26 protein-coding genes and 3 pseudogenes are annotated in these 16,315 nt (G+C 57.8%); 23 read left to right on the top strand and 6 right to left on the bottom strand.

All coding sequences use genetic code 11. From position 1 onward, the window contains the following. Nucleotides 1-434: 434 nt before the first annotated feature. Complete coding sequence (locus CSV86_RS29445) at nucleotides 435-1,025, bottom strand: hypothetical protein (protein WP_170395292.1); 591 nt, start codon at nucleotides 1,023-1,025, stop codon at nucleotides 435-437. Between the two features lie 62 nt (nucleotides 1,026-1,087). Further along, complete coding sequence (locus CSV86_RS29440) at nucleotides 1,088-1,273, bottom strand: hypothetical protein (protein WP_170395289.1); 186 nt, start codon at nucleotides 1,271-1,273, stop codon at nucleotides 1,088-1,090. A gap of 438 nt (nucleotides 1,274-1,711) precedes the next feature. Here CSV86_RS29440 and CSV86_RS32535 point away from each other — a divergent pair, with 438 nt between their 5' ends. The 8 genes from CSV86_RS32535 to CSV86_RS32510 all read left to right on the top strand — a co-directional run bounded on the left by CSV86_RS32535 (nucleotide 1,712) and on the right by CSV86_RS32510 (nucleotide 5,529). Further along, a complete protein-coding gene (locus tag CSV86_RS32535; RefSeq protein WP_240160677.1) occupies nucleotides 1,712-2,188 on the top strand; it encodes an AAA family ATPase in 477 nt (158 codons plus the stop codon). A gap of 101 nt (nucleotides 2,189-2,289) precedes the next feature. Next, complete coding sequence (locus tag CSV86_RS32530) at nucleotides 2,290-2,754, top strand: AAA family ATPase (protein ID WP_240160676.1); 465 nt, start codon at nucleotides 2,290-2,292, stop codon at nucleotides 2,752-2,754. Between the two features lie 38 nt (nucleotides 2,755-2,792). Continuing rightward, the gene (locus CSV86_RS32525; protein ID WP_240160681.1) at nucleotides 2,793-3,053 is read left to right on the top strand and encodes an ATP-binding protein; all 261 of its coding nucleotides are present in this window, start codon (nucleotides 2,793-2,795) and stop codon (nucleotides 3,051-3,053) included. Continuing rightward, nucleotides 3,005-3,193 carry a TOPRIM nucleotidyl transferase/hydrolase domain-containing protein gene (locus CSV86_RS33715; protein WP_376699787.1) on the top strand — a complete coding sequence of 63 codons (189 nt, stop codon included), beginning with the start codon at nucleotides 3,005-3,007 and terminating at the stop codon, nucleotides 3,191-3,193. The genes CSV86_RS32525 and CSV86_RS33715 overlap by 49 nt, the downstream gene beginning before the upstream one ends. A gap of 5 nt (nucleotides 3,194-3,198) precedes the next feature. After that, complete coding sequence (locus CSV86_RS32520) at nucleotides 3,199-3,786, top strand: toprim domain-containing protein (RefSeq protein WP_240160675.1); 588 nt, start codon at nucleotides 3,199-3,201, stop codon at nucleotides 3,784-3,786. 57 nt (nucleotides 3,787-3,843) lie between these two features. After that, nucleotides 3,844-4,245, top strand: a complete 402-nt coding sequence (locus CSV86_RS32515) for a UvrD-helicase domain-containing protein (RefSeq protein WP_240160674.1) — start codon at nucleotides 3,844-3,846, stop codon at nucleotides 4,243-4,245. 5 nt (nucleotides 4,246-4,250) lie between these two features. Next, entirely contained in the window at nucleotides 4,251-4,376 is a 126-nt protein-coding gene (locus CSV86_RS33710) for a hypothetical protein (protein WP_376699788.1), read from the top strand. A gap of 16 nt (nucleotides 4,377-4,392) precedes the next feature. After that, on the top strand, nucleotides 4,393-5,529 hold the full coding sequence (locus CSV86_RS32510) for a hypothetical protein (RefSeq protein WP_240160673.1): 1,137 nt from the start codon (nucleotides 4,393-4,395) through the stop codon (nucleotides 5,527-5,529). A 376-nt stretch (nucleotides 5,530-5,905) separates the two neighbouring features. Here CSV86_RS32510 and CSV86_RS29425 read toward each other — a convergent pair whose 3' ends face one another. Next, complete coding sequence (locus tag CSV86_RS29425) at nucleotides 5,906-6,337, bottom strand: hypothetical protein (RefSeq protein ID WP_170395287.1); 432 nt, start codon at nucleotides 6,335-6,337, stop codon at nucleotides 5,906-5,908. Between the two features lie 243 nt (nucleotides 6,338-6,580). Beyond that, nucleotides 6,581-7,543, bottom strand: a pseudogene (locus tag CSV86_RS29420) (GlxA family transcriptional regulator). Between the two features lie 95 nt (nucleotides 7,544-7,638). On the opposite strand from CSV86_RS29420, the gene CSV86_RS29415 reads away from it, so the two are divergent. The 5 genes and pseudogenes from CSV86_RS29415 to CSV86_RS33705 form a co-directional block, all read left to right on the top strand. After that, nucleotides 7,639-8,088 carry a tautomerase family protein gene (locus tag CSV86_RS29415; protein WP_009402722.1) on the top strand — a complete coding sequence of 150 codons (450 nt, stop codon included), beginning with the start codon at nucleotides 7,639-7,641 and terminating at the stop codon, nucleotides 8,086-8,088. Between the two features lie 143 nt (nucleotides 8,089-8,231). After that, nucleotides 8,232-8,774: a hypothetical protein gene (locus CSV86_RS29410; protein ID WP_170395284.1), complete on the top strand. Its 543-nt coding sequence runs from the start codon at nucleotides 8,232-8,234 to the stop codon at nucleotides 8,772-8,774. Next, nucleotides 8,683-9,261 carry a type III secretion system effector protein gene (locus CSV86_RS29405; RefSeq protein ID WP_170395281.1) on the top strand — a complete coding sequence of 193 codons (579 nt, stop codon included), beginning with the start codon at nucleotides 8,683-8,685 and terminating at the stop codon, nucleotides 9,259-9,261. Before CSV86_RS29410 ends, CSV86_RS29405 begins: the two co-directional genes overlap by 92 nt. Before the next feature lie 382 nt (nucleotides 9,262-9,643). Further along, on the top strand, nucleotides 9,644-10,105 hold the full coding sequence (locus tag CSV86_RS29400) for an HNH endonuclease signature motif containing protein (protein WP_240160672.1): 462 nt from the start codon (nucleotides 9,644-9,646) through the stop codon (nucleotides 10,103-10,105). Between the two features lie 11 nt (nucleotides 10,106-10,116). Beyond that, nucleotides 10,117-10,176: pseudogene (locus CSV86_RS33705) on the top strand (hypothetical protein); the annotation flags it as partial. A 234-nt stretch (nucleotides 10,177-10,410) separates the two neighbouring features. Here the strand turns inward: CSV86_RS33705 and CSV86_RS29395 are convergent. Further along, a complete protein-coding gene (locus CSV86_RS29395; RefSeq protein ID WP_009402716.1) occupies nucleotides 10,411-10,650 on the bottom strand; it encodes a helix-turn-helix domain-containing protein in 240 nt (79 codons plus the stop codon). Nucleotides 10,651-10,752: 102 nt separating this feature from the next. Here CSV86_RS29395 and CSV86_RS33700 point away from each other — a divergent pair, with 102 nt between their 5' ends. Then, the gene (locus CSV86_RS33700) at nucleotides 10,753-11,133 is read left to right on the top strand and encodes a DUF3077 domain-containing protein (RefSeq protein WP_170395276.1); all 381 of its coding nucleotides are present in this window, start codon (nucleotides 10,753-10,755) and stop codon (nucleotides 11,131-11,133) included. Nucleotides 11,134-11,171: 38 nt separating this feature from the next. Here the strand turns inward: CSV86_RS33700 and CSV86_RS29385 are convergent. Then, nucleotides 11,172-11,608, bottom strand: a pseudogene (locus tag CSV86_RS29385) (acetyltransferase). 566 nt (nucleotides 11,609-12,174) lie between these two features. On the opposite strand from CSV86_RS29385, the gene CSV86_RS29380 reads away from it, so the two are divergent. The 9 genes from CSV86_RS29380 to CSV86_RS29345 all read left to right on the top strand — a co-directional run. Beyond that, nucleotides 12,175-12,555, top strand: coding sequence for a hypothetical protein (locus CSV86_RS29380; RefSeq protein WP_170395273.1), 381 nt, complete (start codon nucleotides 12,175-12,177; stop codon nucleotides 12,553-12,555). A 654-nt stretch (nucleotides 12,556-13,209) separates the two neighbouring features. Next, a complete protein-coding gene (locus CSV86_RS29375; RefSeq protein ID WP_170395269.1) occupies nucleotides 13,210-13,464 on the top strand; it encodes an autotransporter-associated beta strand repeat-containing protein in 255 nt (84 codons plus the stop codon). Between the two features lie 153 nt (nucleotides 13,465-13,617). Continuing rightward, nucleotides 13,618-13,896, top strand: coding sequence for an autotransporter-associated beta strand repeat-containing protein (locus tag CSV86_RS29370; RefSeq protein WP_170395297.1), 279 nt, complete (start codon nucleotides 13,618-13,620; stop codon nucleotides 13,894-13,896). Further along, entirely contained in the window at nucleotides 13,893-14,015 is a 123-nt protein-coding gene (locus tag CSV86_RS31485; protein ID WP_205346507.1) for an autotransporter-associated beta strand repeat-containing protein, read from the top strand. Before CSV86_RS29370 ends, CSV86_RS31485 begins: the two co-directional genes overlap by 4 nt. Further along, nucleotides 13,963-14,538 (top strand): autotransporter-associated beta strand repeat-containing protein, encoded by a 576-nt coding sequence (locus tag CSV86_RS33135; protein ID WP_170395266.1) that lies wholly within the window; start codon nucleotides 13,963-13,965, stop codon nucleotides 14,536-14,538. Before CSV86_RS31485 ends, CSV86_RS33135 begins: the two co-directional genes overlap by 53 nt. A 229-nt stretch (nucleotides 14,539-14,767) precedes the next feature. Then, nucleotides 14,768-15,112, top strand: a complete 345-nt coding sequence (locus tag CSV86_RS29360) for a hypothetical protein (RefSeq protein ID WP_170395263.1) — start codon at nucleotides 14,768-14,770, stop codon at nucleotides 15,110-15,112. Between the two features lie 45 nt (nucleotides 15,113-15,157). Further along, nucleotides 15,158-15,604: an autotransporter-associated beta strand repeat-containing protein gene (locus tag CSV86_RS29355; protein ID WP_170395260.1), complete on the top strand. Its 447-nt coding sequence runs from the start codon at nucleotides 15,158-15,160 to the stop codon at nucleotides 15,602-15,604. Next, nucleotides 15,574-15,807: a hypothetical protein gene (locus CSV86_RS29350; protein ID WP_170395257.1), complete on the top strand. Its 234-nt coding sequence runs from the start codon at nucleotides 15,574-15,576 to the stop codon at nucleotides 15,805-15,807. Before CSV86_RS29355 ends, CSV86_RS29350 begins: the two co-directional genes overlap by 31 nt. Before the next feature lie 278 nt (nucleotides 15,808-16,085). Then, a partial coding sequence (locus CSV86_RS29345) for an autotransporter-associated beta strand repeat-containing protein (protein WP_170395254.1) occupies nucleotides 16,086-16,315 on the top strand: 230 nt, incomplete at its 3' end.

Here is a 16,315-nt window from a genome sequence, read left to right as displayed (position 1 = left end):
CCATCAGTGCGGTCTTGGTGAACTTCAGCTTCATCGTGGCTTCAACCTGAATCGCTTGGCTAGCGCTGGGCTAGCACGGCTATCAAAAATGGTCATCTGGGTGATGGTTCGTTAAGCCAAGACTAAGCTGAAAGGCCCATTCTGCATAGGTCTGTAGGGGTGATGAAGATTGTAAAAATAAGAGCATCTAACTCGTAACGCGAGGTCGCAGTTCGATTCCTGTCTCCGCACCAGAAAAATCAGGGCTGCAGTGAATGCAGGCCTTTTTGTTTTAGGGGATGGCAAAAAATCTGTCCCCTTTTTCGTCGCTATTTTTGATCCTTTCCATTTCAAGGAAGTGACGGGCGCCAAAGTATCGCTCACTGATATTTTTGAAATCTACCTTCTCCACAGAGTCAAGCTCATCAACTGTATCGCTTTGCCAGCTAGCAAATTTATAGATTACATAGCTGAAGTTTCGTGTATTTTCTTCGTTGCCCTTGATCCAGCATCCCAATCCATGTGGTAGAAGTAACTGGCTGCATTGTCTCAGGGCTGTTGTCAGGGTTGAGCATAGTGCTAAATTTAGAGCGAATCACCTTCTCTGCTGCCTTATAGGTATGCTGCATGCTATCGCTTTTGATGCGGCCAGCAAGATCCTGTGCAGTGACTATTAGGCGGGCAGATTCCAGCCATGCAAGACGGCTTCTATAGAGTTTGCCATCTAAGGGGCTCTTAAGCTTATCCAAGGCTTCGTTAAGGCATTCAAGCGATTGTTTGCTATAAACCTCATCGTCTCGAATTTCCTTTTCCTGAGCGATTCCAGAAAGCTGAGTAGAAATGGTATCTGATTGAGTTTTTATAGTGGCTATGATGCCGATGAATCCAAGAACGGATATTAAGTTGACATACCCCCCGAAGTAGTCGCCAAACACGCCCCAATCAGCAGGGCTTGTGCTTAACCGGATGCAGAGAATTGCCAGAGCCAAGGTGCTGCTACTGCCGTTGTGCAAATCATTAATGCAATGGCAGCGATAGGTGCCCAATTCTTGGTTTATGGTGCTTTGGTGGTAGCCTCCACTGCCACACGAGTCATCTATTGGGTTCCTTAAAGTTTATCAGCACGCAGGTCTAGGCTAATTAGTAGCCCTTTAACAATATCATGGCAGTCCTTCTCAGGCATATCTGTTGTAATGCTAATCAAGCCAACGCTGTTCCTTTTAACTGTGCAGCCTATATCCTCAAAGTGAGTTGCTATGTCTGCGTAGAATGCCTCAAGCTTCTTCTTGCTCATCGGTGGAGAGTTCGTCTCGCATTGGATTAGTCGGGGTTGGCCCTTGGTAGTAGGTATGTAGCTGTAGGTTTTCATGTGACACCATTGGTAGTTAGATTGAGGTCGAGTCTATCTAAGCGATTTAGTTGCTGCAATTACATTCATGTTTCGGAGCATTTTCTGCTCGAACGCGAGCTTTCGTGAAATCTGTCAAAGCTTAGCTATTCAGGCTACCCACAATTCGCGTAGAAGCGCGAAATTCGGGTTGTTTTCTAACCAGCCTGATCGCGACGAAGATTTCACACCGCCTGGGCCGGAAGCGGTCATTCGTGAATGGCTGCTTCCCATCCAAACCTATTGGTCGCGGACAGCGAGTGCGTTGAGGAGAATTGTCCTGACATTGACTGCTCCAATTCAGCATCTACAGTGATGGCCATACGATTTCACGGTAGGGACATCATGCGGATCGAGCGCGTTGAGATTCAAAATTTCAGACTGCTTCAGAATGTCAGCCTTGGCCTAGAAGACGGCACGACGCTGATTGTCGGACGCAACAACTGTGGCAAAACCTCCATCGCTGAGGTGTTTCGTCGGCTCCTTTCAGACAGGGCTCCCTCTTTCAGGCTTGAGGATTTCTCCCTGGGAAGTCACGAAGAGTTTTGGACGGCCTTCAATGCATTTCACGGCGAGATAGCCCGCTCCGATGTTGCCGCCATGCTTCCCGTTGTTAGGGTCACACTGGACATTTCCTATGACATTGATGCCCCAGATCTGGGGCCGCTCAGCGAATGTATCGTAGACCTAGATCCAGATTGTTCTTGTGCGCGCATCGTCTTGACCTATGGACCACGGGCGACAGCCCTTGAGTCGCTTTTCGCGGAAATCATTGCTCCCAACGCGGAGCAGGGGATCAACGTCCTGGCTTTTTCAGCCTGATAAAGAAACGCCTGGCCGCGGCCTACGAGCCTCGCCTGGAAGCGGTCGACCCCAACGATCCTACGAACCGCAAGGACCTCGACCTTAAAGCACTCACTACGTTGATCCGTGGCGGATTCATCAATGCGCAACGGGGCCTAGATGACGATACACACCGAGAGCGCGATGTTCTTGGGAAGGTGGTGGAGGTACTGTTCCAATCGGCATTGACCGACCCCACAGATCCCGAGAAGCGAACCACAGCCGAACAGCTCCATGGCGCAGTGGAGAAGATTCAAAAGGAGCTGCATGACGGTTTCAACGCCGGATTGACCTCGCTGCTCCCTACGTTCGAGCTTTTCGGCTATCCAGGCTTAGATGACCCAGGCCTCACCACCGTGACCACTTTCGATGTCGAGCGCCTGCTTAAAGACCACACGCAGGTCAGATACAGGGGGGTAAACGGCCTGACCCTCCCGGAAAGCTACAACGGACTCGGCGTCCGTAACCTGGTGTACATACTTCTGCAATTACTGAAATTCTTCAGGAGTTCCAAGCTACGCCCGCAGCAGCAAGCGTACACCTAATCTTCATTGAGGAGCCTGAGGCCCATTTGCATCCGCAAATGCAGGAGGTCTTCATCCGACAATTGCACCTGATCAAGGGCGCGTTCGAGCAGCAACTGAATGACAGCCGTCCTTGGCCAGTGCAGTTTGTAATTTCTACCCACTCTCCGCACATGGCCAACGAAGCGCGCTTCGAAACCATGCGTTACTTTCTCTCTATGACCGATGAACACGGAATTCGGCAGTCCAAGGTCAAGGACTTGAGGTGGGTATGGGCGGGGCTCCAGCACCGGACAGAGATTTTCTGTATCAGTACCTGACGCTCACTCGCTGCGACCTTTTCTTTGCGGACAAAGCCATCTTGATCGAGGGAACATCAGAACGATTGCTGCTGCCAACCATGATCGCCAAAACTGATGCAGCTGCGGTCGGTGAGCCTCAGCTGGCAAGTCAGTATTGACGGTTATGGAGGTTGGCGGCGCATACGCACATCGGTTCCATGACCTTCTTAATTTCCTGGAACTGCGTACGCTGATCGTGACTGACATTGACTCCGTTAAGCCGAACGCAGAGAGAAAACGAAACGCCTGTCCTGTTGCGGAGGGGCTGTACACGAGCAATGCCTGCCTCAAAGACTGGTTTGAGGCCGAAGTCACTCCTGCCCAACTGCTGGCGAAAACGTCAGCAGAGAAGACCAGAGGATTGAGGCGCATCGCCTACCAAATTCCGGAGGGGAACGAACCCGGGCCTTCAGGCAGAAGCTTTGAGGACGCGTTCATCCTGGCGAACCTTGATCGATTTCAGCTGGGGCAGGGCGATGTGGCATCCCTAGCTTACGAGCATGCGGCGGACCAGAAAAAGTCAGCTTTTGCGTTGAAATACGCGATCGATGATACGAACTGGAACGTGCCTAGATACATCGCTGAAGGATTGCGTTGGCTCGCAGTCGGGGCGCCGGTCGTTGATACCCAAATGGCTGCTCGGACCATGGCCGCAGTGGTTGAGGTTGTTGGCGAAGCAGTGGCCGCTGAAGGAGGGCAAGGCGATGCCTGACATTCAGGAAAGCCCCGCGGACAGAGCAGGGCGAGAAGCTCTGGAGCGCATGTTCGCTTGTTTGGACGAAGGTCAAGCTTTCGCCTGGAAGCAGGTGCTGGAGCTGGTAAGACCTATTCGCTGGAGAAGGCACTGAGTCGATTGATTGAGCACCGAGGTCCAGCTTTGATCCGGGAGCGTCAGCAAGTCGCGTGTATCACTTACACCAATGTGGCAAAAGACGAGATCATCTCTCGCTTCCAGGCGCACCCTGCAATTCAAGCCGAGACTGTGCATGGTTTCTGCTGGTCATTGCTCAGAGACTTTCAATCATCACTGAGAGCATTCCTTGGCGCAGAAGCTTTTTGGCAAGATCGCTTTGAAACGGTGGGAGGCGTAGGCAACAGGCGCATCCATTACGAAATGGTATTCCACGCGTATCGGAGGACGAAGTCTCGATTCGGCACGAAGATGTTCTGACCTTGATGGTTCAGGCGCTTCCGTCTCCGAAGTTTAGGGCCGTATTGACGTCCCGATATCCGATCCTGTTTGTCGACGAGTATCAGGACACGGATGAGCATTTTGTCGGTGCACTGAAATCGTGGTTCTAGATCGCGTGAGGGGCCGATGATTGGCCTGTTTGGTGACCATTGGCAAAAAATTTACGATGAGGGCTGCGGCCTGGTAGAGCATGAGGCACTCCAGCCGATCGAAAAAAATGCGAATTTTCGCTCGGCATCGCGGATTGTCGATGTGTTGAATCAGATGCGACCAGGCTTGCAACAAGAGGTAAGAGATCCGGACTTGATCGGTGAAGCCCGGGTGTTCCATACCAATCGCTGGCCTGGAGCACGGCGCACGGGAGCCGGGGGTGGACACTGGACTGGCGACACCAGCCCTGAAGCGGCTCGTGCTTACTTCGAATGCTTGAAAGTTCAGCTAAACGTCGAAGGATGGGACCTCTCTCCCCAGAAGACCAAGATTCTGATTTTGAACCACAGAGGCATTGCTCGTGAGCAGGGGTACTCCTCGATCCCTCCGATTTTTGGACAGTTCAACGATCCCTGGCTGAAGAAGGAAGATCCCCATATCAAGTATCTGGCAGATCAGCTTGAGCCAGCATGTGTCGCATATCAACAGCGTAGATACGGCGCCATGTTTGGGCACCTGGCAAGCGATCGGCCAACGATTCAAAGGCACAGCGACAAAGTCGCTTGGACTGAGGCAATGGAGGCGCTTCTCGAACTGAGGTTGACCGGTACCATCGGCGAGGTGATTGACCACATCATGGCCGTACCGCAGATGCAACTCCCCAATGCGGTGCTACGAAATGAGCAAGGGTTACAGGACGCCGGTGTAGAACCAGGTGAGGACGAGCCGCGCAGGATTACTCAGCTTCGAAAGCTAAGGGAAGTTCCTTACTCGGAGCTGATAGCGCTGGACCAATTCATCGATGGGCATACGCCGTTCGCGACAAAACACGGGGTAAAGGGAGCTGAGTTCGAAAACGTGATCGTTGTGCTGGGCCGAGGCTGGAACCAATATAATTTCGCTGAAATGCTTGAGTGGTTTCAGCCGGGGCCACCGGCGAACAGGCGTGAGAAATTCGAAAGCAATCGTAACCTCTTCTACGTCGCGTGTTCTCGTCCCAAAGTCCGTTTAGCTTTGCTTTTTACTCAACTGCTAAGCCCGGCAGCGCTAGCTCAGATCACAGCCTGGTTCGGCGCTGAGCATGTATTCGAGTTGCCTGCGAACCCTGGTTGAGAACTCTCGTGCAGCTCTCATGGTGTAGGTTAGTCGGCGCATGTCATTCCGACTAACCGCCATCCCGTCCTCGTAATCCTTCAGAGCCCTGCTCAAGGATTGGTCCAAGGTACAACAGTTAAGCGAAATTTCGCAGTGCTGCGCGTCTTGATGGCCGCTCATGCCCGATTGCTCCCTTTTGGTAAAGGCAGCTTAATGTCGATAACTGCAATCCTCTAGAAGAGCCTGAAGCTGACCTTAGCGAATGGATGGCAGAATGCCTCAGCGCATTTCATCATCCTGTCAGGTTTTTTCACGGCGGCCGGGAGCCTAGAAACAGGCTGAGGATAATTTTAGAGATAATGAGTCATAGCCTGAAGAACGATACCCATTGAATTCAGCCTCTTTCGTGTTGATACGATTCCTGTCTCCGCACCAGAAAAATCAAGGCTTGCAGTGAATGCAGGCCTTTTTTGGTTTTAGGGCTGGAGGGGCTTAGGCAAAAATAGATCTGTCCCTTTCTGCGCCCTTTCTGGCCGTCCCCTTTCTGGCCAAATGCCTGCCTAGTTCTTCCTTTCTTCCTTTGCCTTGTTATCAATCGCGTCTCCATAGACGTCCCTTGAATTCGGCTTTTGGCATCAATCAGCTTTACTTCCAGGTTGTTCATATGCCACCAGAGCTCATATTGACTTACGTCGATTGGCACATCTTCACACAGAGCTAGCAGGGTTTCGACCTCTTGGAGTGTCAACCGAACATTGGTTTCTCGCTTTCCCAGAGGTTTCTTGTCTAGCTCGTCCTGGACTCTCTGCTCGAATGACTTCGTCATGTTTAAGCTCCTTTGAAGTGGCCCCATTTAGATACAGCGCTTCTGCGGCTTCTAGCAAGGCCAGCTCGGTGGCGCGAACGCCAGTGGCAGGGAAAAGGGGGCAGATTTATTCTCTCCTCCGTCAGGAGGGGCAAAGTTAAAACTAGTGTTGGATGGAGCAAAGAGAAATAAATCCGTCCCTATTCCGAGTCCCTTTTCCACCGACCAACATCAGTCGGAAAAACCAGCTCCCCTGCAAGCCAATCAACCAAGACGCAATTGCCGCGGAGTCACATCCAACAGACGACGCATCAAACGCCTAAGCGCCGTTGGGTCCCTATATCCCACCCGTGTCGCAATTTCCTCGACAGAATATTGGCCGGATTCCAGTAGCGCTCTTGCCTTGTTGAGCTGCACCCGCTGGATGAGCTGTCGGGTCGAGTGCCCCGTCGCTTTGTGCACGTGGCGCGACAAGGTTCGTTCCGACATGCCGACGCTCTCGGCCAGCGCCCTCACGCCGGTAAGCTCCGGCAGCGAGTCTTCGATCTGGGCGGTCAGGCGCGATACCAGGGCATTACCTTGCACCAGCACGGCGGGGATGATGAAAGGCGACTGCAGTTGCCGGCGTCCAGCAGGAGTGCCTTGCCTACCCTGTCAGCGATGTCAGGTGTGAGGCGCCGGCGCAGCAGGTGCAGTATCAGGTCGGTTTGCGCGAAGGCGGCGCCCGCTGTGGTTAGCGGGGATCGGCCAGCACCATGAAGTCCGGGTCTACGCGGCAGCCTGGAGCAAGGGCCTGCAGGTGCGGAGCCAGCCACCAGGAAGTTGTAACCCGCCTCCCGTCAAGTAGCCCTGCTGCGTGGAGTAGAAAGACGGCCGAGCAGGATGCGGCAACTTCCTTGCCGTTCCGGACGTGATTGGCCAACGCAGTCAGGAAGGGCGCTGACCAGGGTTCCGCGAGGCGCTCTTCAAGGTGCTCGACATTACTGATGCCTATGCCCGTATGACCCAGCAGGAGTTGTCTTCGGCACTCTGCTCTATCGGTTCCACCTGCAGCGCCAGGCCATGGCCCAGTGTCACGTGCCCAGGCTGAGGGCCGCAGATCCGCCAGCGCGGTGTGGCGAGGCCGCGTTGTTCAGCGATGGTTGCTGCGGTGGCGAGGATGTCCAGCGTGGAGGTCACGCTAGAGGCGAATGCGCCGGGTACGACCACAATCGTGAAATCATGCATTGTCGGATTATGCTCGAAAAAGGACGGATCGGACACTTTTGCCAGACGCGAATGACGGGCCAAATAAAGTCCAATTCATCGCCAAGGTTTCAGCCATGCCCAATATCCTTATCAAGGTGCCTACCGGTGCTTTCAGCGCGCCGCAACGTGAAAACCTGTTGAAGCGTGTCAGCGAGGCGGCCATTGCGCACGAGCGTATAGGCAACGATCCACGGCAGCGTAGCCTGTGTTGGGTGCTTATCGAGGAGGTGCAGGCGGCCAGCTGGTTATGTGGTGGCCTGAACGTGCACGCTCAGGCCATTCCTTGCATCGTCCTGGTCAAGGTGCCAGCCGGAGTTCTGGACGAGCAGATGCGCGCGGATTACGTATCGGGCCTGCACCAGGCTATTGAGCGATGCAGAGGAGAGGATGATCAGCGGATGCTGATGACGTCGATTCAATTGGTGGACATCGTCGATGGCACATGGGGGGCGAACGGGAGTCTTTGGCGCCTGAGCGACTTCACTCGCGCTGCCGGTTACGGACATCTTCTTCCTCGGCTCTAGAAGGTGTGCCGGCCCTTTCCCTGATTGACTGCCGGGCCCGCGCCGTCTACAACCATCGGTGGTCCGGATGCGATGTTATTTCGCCATCCCCATGCCCCCCACCAGCAAGGATGCAACCATGGTGCAGACAGTCGAATACTGGCGTGAAACCGATCAGTCCTGGCATCAGGGCCGCCGGGGATTGCGGTGGTGACGGGGATGACAACTACATCGGCAACCATCCGGTGACTGGCGTGGCACAGTTCATGACCTTTCCCGCGACGTTCCGCGGCCTGGTCGGTGATGCGCTGCGCTACATCCATGCGACCCCGGCCGGTCGGCAGATCCTGCTGCCGTTGTCGGCAGCCAGCGTGGTGTCGATCCTGCCGTCGCAGGGAGGGAACACGGTGGCGACGCGAGGCGGTGGGGCGATGAACCTGGTGGCCGAGGAGCTGACCCCGGCGAGCATGATCGGCGGCGTCACCCAGGCGGCGCTCAATCGCATCAATGTGCCGCACTATGCCCAGGCGAGCTGGCTGACCCATATGATCAACAGCTCTCCCGAGCTTCTGCTGGATGCGGTGCCGGGCGCCGGCACGGGGTTCTTCGCCCGGCTTGAAAAGGCCCGCCAGTACGCCAACCAATGGGGCTGCTGGCCGACCGTCGTTACCTGCGCTGGACCAGTTCCAACGAGGCTACTTCAATGACCAGACCCTGGGCCGCTCGCTTGACGCCGGGGGCTACAACATCGGCATCACGCTCCATGAAGTGGCCGGCTGGATCGCTGGCAATCCACTGCCGGCACGCCTGTCGCCACGGGCGCAGAACCATGCGCTGGTCGCGACCCTCGCAGCGCTGCGCGATGTTTCACCGTCCGCCAATGGTGCCGAATCCGTGATCGGCTGGAATCCCTATGCCAGCAATCCGCTCAATCTCAGCCGTCCGCCTGCCATTGGCCTGGCCCATGAGCTGATTCACGCCTATTACAGCGGCCTGGGCCAGCAGCTCGGGCGTGATTTCGGGCACCCCAGCACGTGTTGTTCGAGTTTCTCTGCGTCGGGCTCGGGCCGTGGACGAAGCGCCTATTTCGGAAAACGGCATTCGCCGGCACTGGTATTCCCATGCGGTGCCGTTGATGGGGCCGGGGGAGAAGCAGAGTCGCAAGCAATGCCGAAAAGGATCAAGTATCTGTAAGCGGTGAAAAATAAATCTGTCCGAATGGCAGTCCCGAACGGCACTGTGATTACTATTTCGCCGCGAATGAGCGTGAAAACCAAGCACCTCACCGGCTAGCCCCAGCCCGGTGTCTGCATGACCGCCTGCGAATAAGATCTGACCCTTTTCTCAAGGAGAGCCGATATGGTGAGGATGGTTGTAACTGAACAAATGTACCAGGCGGCTTACCGCCTAGGTGCTGATGTCTGGGACCGTAGGATCACATACACTGAGGCGCAAAGAACGTTAGAGAACGAGTACGTTTAAAAACAAAGACCGTTAATGCCTACCTTCGGGCATATGATGGGCTGCGGAGGGGAGAACCCTAAAGTTGACGCCTCAGGTGGAAGCGCTGAGGTACATGGTGACTCGACTGACAGATGATGTCGGTCCCGCAGCTCTACTTCCCGCCCTGCAGTCGTTGGGTGGCCATATTGAGTACCTTGATTCTGTTTCCTCCAATACGCAAGCCAAGCAATCATCACTTCGCAGCCTCTATGACGAGTTGCTTCTGAGGCTATCGCCAGTGGTGAAAACTACGGATGAAGACGAGATTTTTGCCCAACAGGTGGCCGATGCAATTGCTGATTCTGCTTCTGACCGAGCCAAACGCCTTGACCACGCCAATCCTGTGCCTCAGGTAAGGCACCAGATTGTAAAAACGTTTCGCCGCAATCCCGATGTCGTTGCTGAGGTACTGCTTCGTGCCAAGGGTGTTTGTGAAAGGTGTCGTTTGCCCGCTCCATTTCAGCGTCCGAATGGCAGTCTCTACCTGGAGGTTCATCACATCAGGCGCTTAGCTGATGGGGGCACGATACTGTAGAGAACGCCCTTGCTTTGTGCCCAAATTGTCACCGAGAAAAGCACTTCGGACGGCAGCCAAACCCAATCTGATAATTCCAAGTACTTGGGCATGACTTTACGAAATGTCAGACAGGTATGAGACAGAACCAGTATCGTCTGGGTGCTTAAGTTCATGCGCCAAGTCGTGTCGGTAAAGCTGGGCCAGGCGCCGTCTCACATTGCCGGTGGTGCCGGAAATGTTTGACCTGTACTAGACAGAGCTAGACGGATTGCCACGGGGTGGGCTGCACTCAAGCCTATGAAAGATCATTTTTACCGACCGCCTCAATCCAGCACCGAGCCAATCTCTTCAAGCATCTTGTGTGGATCACCCCCCAGGCTCCTCGCGATCTCCAGAAACTCGATCACATCCAGTCTCCGTTCTCCCCGCTCGAACTTGGAAACGTACGATTGAGGCCTTCCCAGCCGCTCCGACAGCTCCTGTTGTGTGAGTCCGGCCTCCTTCCGTGCCTTGACCAGCAGGAGAAGGAAGCGTTGATAAGCAGCGGTGTGAATCGTCTTCATCGTGGTGTGCCGGTTGATAAGCCGACCTACCTAATAAACCTGAAACAGGTTTATCCCAAAACGGGTTTTGGTAGGCTCGGGCATTCACCATGGAAGAGGTCGATGCTCGTCATGAATTCCCGAATGAATTTCAGCCCGGTAAACACCACCGCTGGCATCGCTACGTTCAGTAACTGCACTGCCGTCAGTGAGCCCTTGTTCCGTGTGAATCCTGGAGTACCGAGCACTGAGGCGCTGGCTCAGGCGTCCGTGCTGATGGACTGCATCAACCGCTTGACCCTAATCGGTGGCGTGGATGACGAAGGCGGCGCTCCGGTCTGGGCAGCCCATTATCTGGGCGAGCAGGTGAAGGCACTTATCGATGATGTGGCATGGGGCTTCGCGACGGGCGAGGGCAAACGAGACAGATTAATTTTCTGCTCGGGCAGGATGAAACAGGTACCAAACGCTAAAAAAGGCCCGCATCCAAGCGGGCCTTCCTGATCTACAAGGGCATAACAACCCGGGAGCAACCCCCGGCCTCAGCCCTCCAACCTCATATGCAACAACGGAAACGGCCGCCCCTCGCCATCCAGCGGCGAGCGGCCGGTCTGCACGAATCCGTAGTGCAGATAAAAGCCCGCCGCCTCGGGGTTCTGTTCGTTGACATCGACACTCAGCCCGCTGCGCGAATGGCGGGCGTGGTCCAGCAGCGCGCGGCCAATCCCCTGGCCGCGCAGGTCCGGTTCGATGAAGAGCATTTCCACATGGCTTTCATTCAGGCCGATAAAGCCTGTTGGTAGGTCCAGGTCATCCACCGCTACCCATAACTCGACAGCAGGCAGGTAGGTGTCACGCAGCTGCGGTAGCAGCGCTTCTATGTCGGACGGTTGCAGGAAGTGGTGGTGGCGCGAACGGAGCGCAGCCAGAGGTCGAGCAGCAGTGGGTGGTCGGCGTTGGTGGCCTGACGAATGAGCATGAAAGCATCCTCGTGCACTTGATGTGAAAAACCAGGCTCGCCATTAAGCGGCGGCCATTAAGTGCCGGCGAGATGGATGACCGCTTCGCGAATCAACGCCTGGGCGGTGCACAACAGTGGTGCCGGGAAGGAGGGAGGCGGGACGATACTCAGAAGGGTAGCGGGTCGTCAATCAGCCTGGATCGATCGCCGAGGCGGAAGCTATCGGATCATCCGTTCGAATGTTTTGCCATTCGAAAGCTTATCAAAAGCAAGTTTTGAAACATTTAGAAATAATTTCATAAGTCGACAAGCCTGAAGGAAATTTCATTCACCCTGACCGTTCGTCGGCTCAAACCCGCATGACACCTCGGTTTCACCCCATGTTCATAGGGGTTATCACTAAAGAATTAATACTAAGCGTGTACGAATTGTCCCGTGGATCCAATTTTTTGGCTACAAAATCTCTCCCCATATGGAACCTGTATTCGCCAAGGTCAGGCTTTTCGACATGCAGTGTGTGTAGTTCCTCAAAGCTCTAGCACGCATTCAGAGACGGATTTGCCTGATCCACGAAGGAGTCGCACGTGGACAGAAGATTCGCCAAGAAAACCTTTACCGCTCGTTTTGCACCCTTGCCGCTGGCCGTCAGCATGGCGGCAGCCGGGATGGTTTCCGGATTCTTCAGTCCACAGGCACAGGCCCTGTGTACGACAGTCGGTTCCACGATTTCCTGTACTGGCATCACCGTGGGCCTGGTCACTTCGACCAGCGGCCTGACGGTCAACGTGCAGAACGGCGCGCAGATCTATCCTGGCGTTATCGACGCAGTCAACGCGGTGTCGCTCACTGGTACCGGCACCACCGTGAACAACGCCGGGCGTATCGACCCTTCGCTGCTGCGGGCCTGGTTTCCCTGGCTTCCGGTCTTAACCTCAGCAATGCCGCTGGCAGCACGGTGCTGGTAAACAACCTCTCCACCGGCCAGATCATGGGCACGTCCAGCCTGCTCGGGCGAACCTGCTGGGCCTCGCGGGATCGGCCTGGTGGTGCAGAACGGCGCGGGTGGCACCACCACGGTGAATAACACCGGCCTGATCAGCGGCACTGCGCTGCTCAGCGCCGCTGTACTGCGGAAGACATGCCGTGATCGCGCTGCGCGGCGGGGCCAGGAACGTGCTGACCAACAATGCGTCCGCCTTATCACCGGCCGCGTGGCGATGCAGGCTTCGGCCGCAGGCAACACCTTCACCAACGCCGGTACGGTCACCGGCAGTATCAACCTGGGTGCCGGCGCCGGCGCCAACACCTTCAACGCCATCACCGGTTCCGTGATGAGCGGCGGGCGGGCGTCGGGTCAATCTGGGCGTGCTCGGTGGACTTGGCCTCGCCTACGTGGCGGCGGGTATCGTCGACGGCGGTACCGCCAAACAACGGCAACACGCTCAATCTGCATAACACCATCGGTGGCGGCGTCGGGCTGACGGCTCTGGCACCATCGACGGCAGCAAGTTCGTCAATTTCAGCAACCTGAATATCACCAGCGGTACTTGGTCCCTGACCAACCAGCTGTTCGCGGGCGGCACCGTCAACCGGCGGTCACGCTCAACGCGGCCTGCTCAATGTGGACAGCGCGCCCTTACCGGCGCAACCATTACCGCCAACGGCGCGGTCTCGGTGCTGCGGTAGCGGGTGCGACGGTGAGCAACGGCATCACCTCGGTACCAAGCCTGCTGGTCAGCAACAGCGCCAATGGCCTGGTCCTGTCCGGCGTGCTCACCGGTGCTGGCGCCCTGACCAAGACCGGCACCGGCAACCTGACCCTCAGCGGCGCCAACGACTTCAGCGGCGCACCACCCTGGCCGCCGGCACCCTGACCCTCGGCAATGCCGCGGCGCTTGGAACCCAGGCCTGAACGTGACCGGCGCCAGCACCCTGGCGAACTCGAGCGCGTTGTCCGTGAACAATCCATCTTGCTCAACGGCGCCAACCTGACGGTGAACAGTGGCGCTGCCTGACCCTGGCGGGCGATCAACGGCACCGGTTCGCTGACCAAGACCGGCACCGCCGACCTGACCCTGAGCGGCGCCAACAACTTCGGTGGCGGCCTCAACATCAATGCCGGCAAGCTGATCCTCGGCACCGCCGGGGCCACCGCGCGGTACCATCACTGCCGGCGTCGGCGACCGGGCGCTGGACACCAGTACCGCCCAGACCCTGACCAACCTGATCCAGCTCAACGGCAACCTGACCCTGACCGGCAGCAACGACCTGACCCTGGCGGGCAAGATTTCCGGTACCGCGGCTGAACAAGGCCGGGACCAATACCCTGACCCTGAGCGGTGCCAACGATTTCACCGGCAACTCGACGCTGGGTGGCGGCACTCTCATCCTGCAGAACGCCACTGGCCTGGGCACCGCCAACTGACCCTGAGCGCCAACTCCAGCCTGGATGCCAGCGGCTCTCGCTCGCCAATAACATCAACCTGGCGACCCGCAACCTGACCCTGACCAACAGCACCGCCACCACCCTTGGCGGCGTGCTCAGCGGCACCGGTTCGCTGATCAAGAGCGGCGCTGGCGACCTCACGCTGGCAGGTGCCAACGCCAGCTACAACGGTGTCGTGCAACTGACCAACGGCAGGCTGGTGATCGCCAACGACGCCGCCATCGGTATCGGCAGCCTGCGGACTTCGGCCAACACCACGCTGGACAGCGATGCCTCGCGCATCATCAACAACGCCGTGCAGTTGCTGGGCAACCTGAACCTCGCCGGCAGCAACGACCTGGCCATCAACGGCAGCATCTCCGGTAATGGCGGGCTGACCAAGAACGGCTCGGCGGCCCTGACCCTCGGCGGCGCCAGCACCTACGTCGGCGGTACCCGGCTCAACGCCGGTACCCTGATCCTCGCTCCAGTACTGCGCTGGGCAACCCCAATAGCCGGCTGACCGCCGCGGCCAACACCACCCTGGATGCCAGCACGGCCGTTCCATCCTCAACCGCGTGGATCTCGCCGGCAACCTGACCATCGGCGGTACCTCGGCCCTGGCCTGAATGGTGTGATCGACGGTGTCGCTGGCGCCGGCCTGATCAAGAACGGCACGCCGACCTGATCCTCAACGCAGTCAACACCTACAGCGCGATACCCAGCTCAACGCGGGCGCCTGGTCGTCGGTAATGCCGGCGCGCTGGGATCGGCAGGCTGCTGGCCAATGCCGGCAGTACCCTGGACGCCAACACCGCGCTCAACCTCGGTACGCCATCACCCTCAACGGCGCAGTCAACGTCGGTGGGACTGCCGACCTGACCCTAAGCGGGCTGATCGATGGCACCGGCAGCCCTGGTCAAGGTCGGCCGACCAACCTGACCCTCACCGGCACCAACACCTACAACGCACCACGCTGCTCGGCGGTACCTGGCCCTGAGCAACGCCGCGCATCGGCAGAGTGCGATATCACCGTCGCGGCGTGTCCACCCTGGTGGGCACCACTGCGCTGGCGCTGGCCAACAATGTCCACCTGAACTCCGTCCTGAACCTGCCGGTCGGCAGCAACGCGCTGACCCTCGATGTGTCATCGACGGCACCGCAGCCTGAACAAGACCGGCAGCGGCACCCTGACCCTGAATGGCGTCAATACCTACGGCGGCGGCACAGTGCTGGCCGCCGGTACCTTGGCGTGGGCAACGGCAGCGCCCTGGCAGCGGCACCCTGAGCACCGCCGCCGTACCACCCTGGATACCGCCGGCCCGATGACGCTCGGCAACGCCCTGAGCGTCAATGGCCAGTTGAACCTGAGTGGCAGCAACCCGCTGACCCTGACCGGCAACATCAGCGGCACCGGCGGCTTGAACAAGAACGGCGCCAGCACCCTGACCCTCAGCGCAGCAACAACTACGCCGGCTGACCAACCTCAACAGCGGCACGCTGGTGTGGGCAGCAACACTGCACTCGCGCCAGCCTGCTCAACGCCGCGGCCAATACCGTGCTGGATTCCAGCACGGCCGTGGCCCTGACCAACCAGGTCAACCTGGCCGGCAACCTTGGCATCGCGGCAGCGCCGACCTCGCGCTCAACGGCCTGGTCACCGCAGCGGCGCCTCACCAAGAATGGCGCCGGCGTGCTGACCCTGGCGGCGCCAATGCCTCCAGGGTGGCACCCAGCTCAATGCCGGCACCCTGTGGTCGGCAACAATACCTCGCTGGGCCTCGGCCCCTGACCGTCGCCGACCGGCAACGCTGGACAGCAGCGCCTCGGTCATTCTCAACAACCAGGTCACGCTCAATGGCGACCTCACCCTCCGGCAGCAACAACCTGGCCTGAACGGAAGCCTCGGCGGCAGCGGCAACCTGATCAAGAACGGCGCAGGCAACCTGCTGCTCGGCGCGCTAGCGCCGGTTCAGCGGCAACACCCTGCTGAACGCGGTCTCATCGCGATCGGCGCCCAGAGCGCGCTGGGTTCGGGCACCCTGATCGCGGCGGACGGCACGGGGCTCAATGCGCTGCCGGGTGAACCTGGGCAACGCCGTGACCCTCAACGGCGCGCTGTCCGTCGGTGCACACGGCAACCTGGGCCTGAGCGGCCCGATCAACGGCGCGGGCAGCCTGGTCAAGACCGGCAACACCACCCTGACCCTGAGCGGCACCAACGGCTACCTCGGCGGTACCACCCTGAACGCCGGTACCCTCAACATTGCCAGCGCCGGAGCCATCGGCAGCGGCGACCT

The sequence above is a fragment of the Pseudomonas bharatica CSV86 genome, from assembly GCF_000319305.2.
GTDB classification, from domain to species: domain Bacteria; phylum Pseudomonadota; class Gammaproteobacteria; order Pseudomonadales; family Pseudomonadaceae; genus Aquipseudomonas; species Aquipseudomonas bharatica.
The sequence above is the reverse complement of the archived record's forward strand: the minus strand, read 5'-3'. Positions and strand labels throughout refer to the sequence as shown.

Coding starts and splice junctions, on each gene's coding strand:
- CSV86_RS29440 (WP_170395289.1), bottom strand. CDS start 1,273: ATGAGCAAGAAGAAGCTTGAGGCATTCTACGCAGACATAGCAACTCAC.
- CSV86_RS32535 (WP_240160677.1), top strand. CDS start 1,712: ATGCGGATCGAGCGCGTTGAGATTCAAAATTTCAGACTGCTTCAGAAT.
- CSV86_RS32525 (WP_240160681.1), top strand. CDS start 2,793: ATGCAGGAGGTCTTCATCCGACAATTGCACCTGATCAAGGGCGCGTTC.
- CSV86_RS33715 (WP_376699787.1), top strand. CDS start 3,005: ATGGGCGGGGCTCCAGCACCGGACAGAGATTTTCTGTATCAGTACCTG.
- CSV86_RS32520 (WP_240160675.1), top strand. CDS start 3,199: ATGGAGGTTGGCGGCGCATACGCACATCGGTTCCATGACCTTCTTAAT.
- CSV86_RS33710 (WP_376699788.1), top strand. CDS start 4,251: ATGGTTCAGGCGCTTCCGTCTCCGAAGTTTAGGGCCGTATTGACGTCC.
- CSV86_RS32510 (WP_240160673.1), top strand. CDS start 4,393: ATGATTGGCCTGTTTGGTGACCATTGGCAAAAAATTTACGATGAGGGC.
- CSV86_RS29425 (WP_170395287.1), bottom strand. CDS start 6,337: ATGACGAAGTCATTCGAGCAGAGAGTCCAGGACGAGCTAGACAAGAAA.
- CSV86_RS29415 (WP_009402722.1), top strand. CDS start 7,639: ATGCCCAATATCCTTATCAAGGTGCCTACCGGTGCTTTCAGCGCGCCG.
- CSV86_RS29400 (WP_240160672.1), top strand. CDS start 9,644: ATGGTGACTCGACTGACAGATGATGTCGGTCCCGCAGCTCTACTTCCC.
- CSV86_RS29395 (WP_009402716.1), bottom strand. CDS start 10,650: ATGAAGACGATTCACACCGCTGCTTATCAACGCTTCCTTCTCCTGCTG.
- CSV86_RS33700 (WP_170395276.1), top strand. CDS start 10,753: ATGCTCGTCATGAATTCCCGAATGAATTTCAGCCCGGTAAACACCACC.
- CSV86_RS29375 (WP_170395269.1), top strand. CDS start 13,210: ATGTGGACAGCGCGCCCTTACCGGCGCAACCATTACCGCCAACGGCGC.
- CSV86_RS29360 (WP_170395263.1), top strand. CDS start 14,768: ATGCCGGCGCGCTGGGATCGGCAGGCTGCTGGCCAATGCCGGCAGTAC.
- CSV86_RS29355 (WP_170395260.1), top strand. CDS start 15,158: ATGTGTCATCGACGGCACCGCAGCCTGAACAAGACCGGCAGCGGCACC.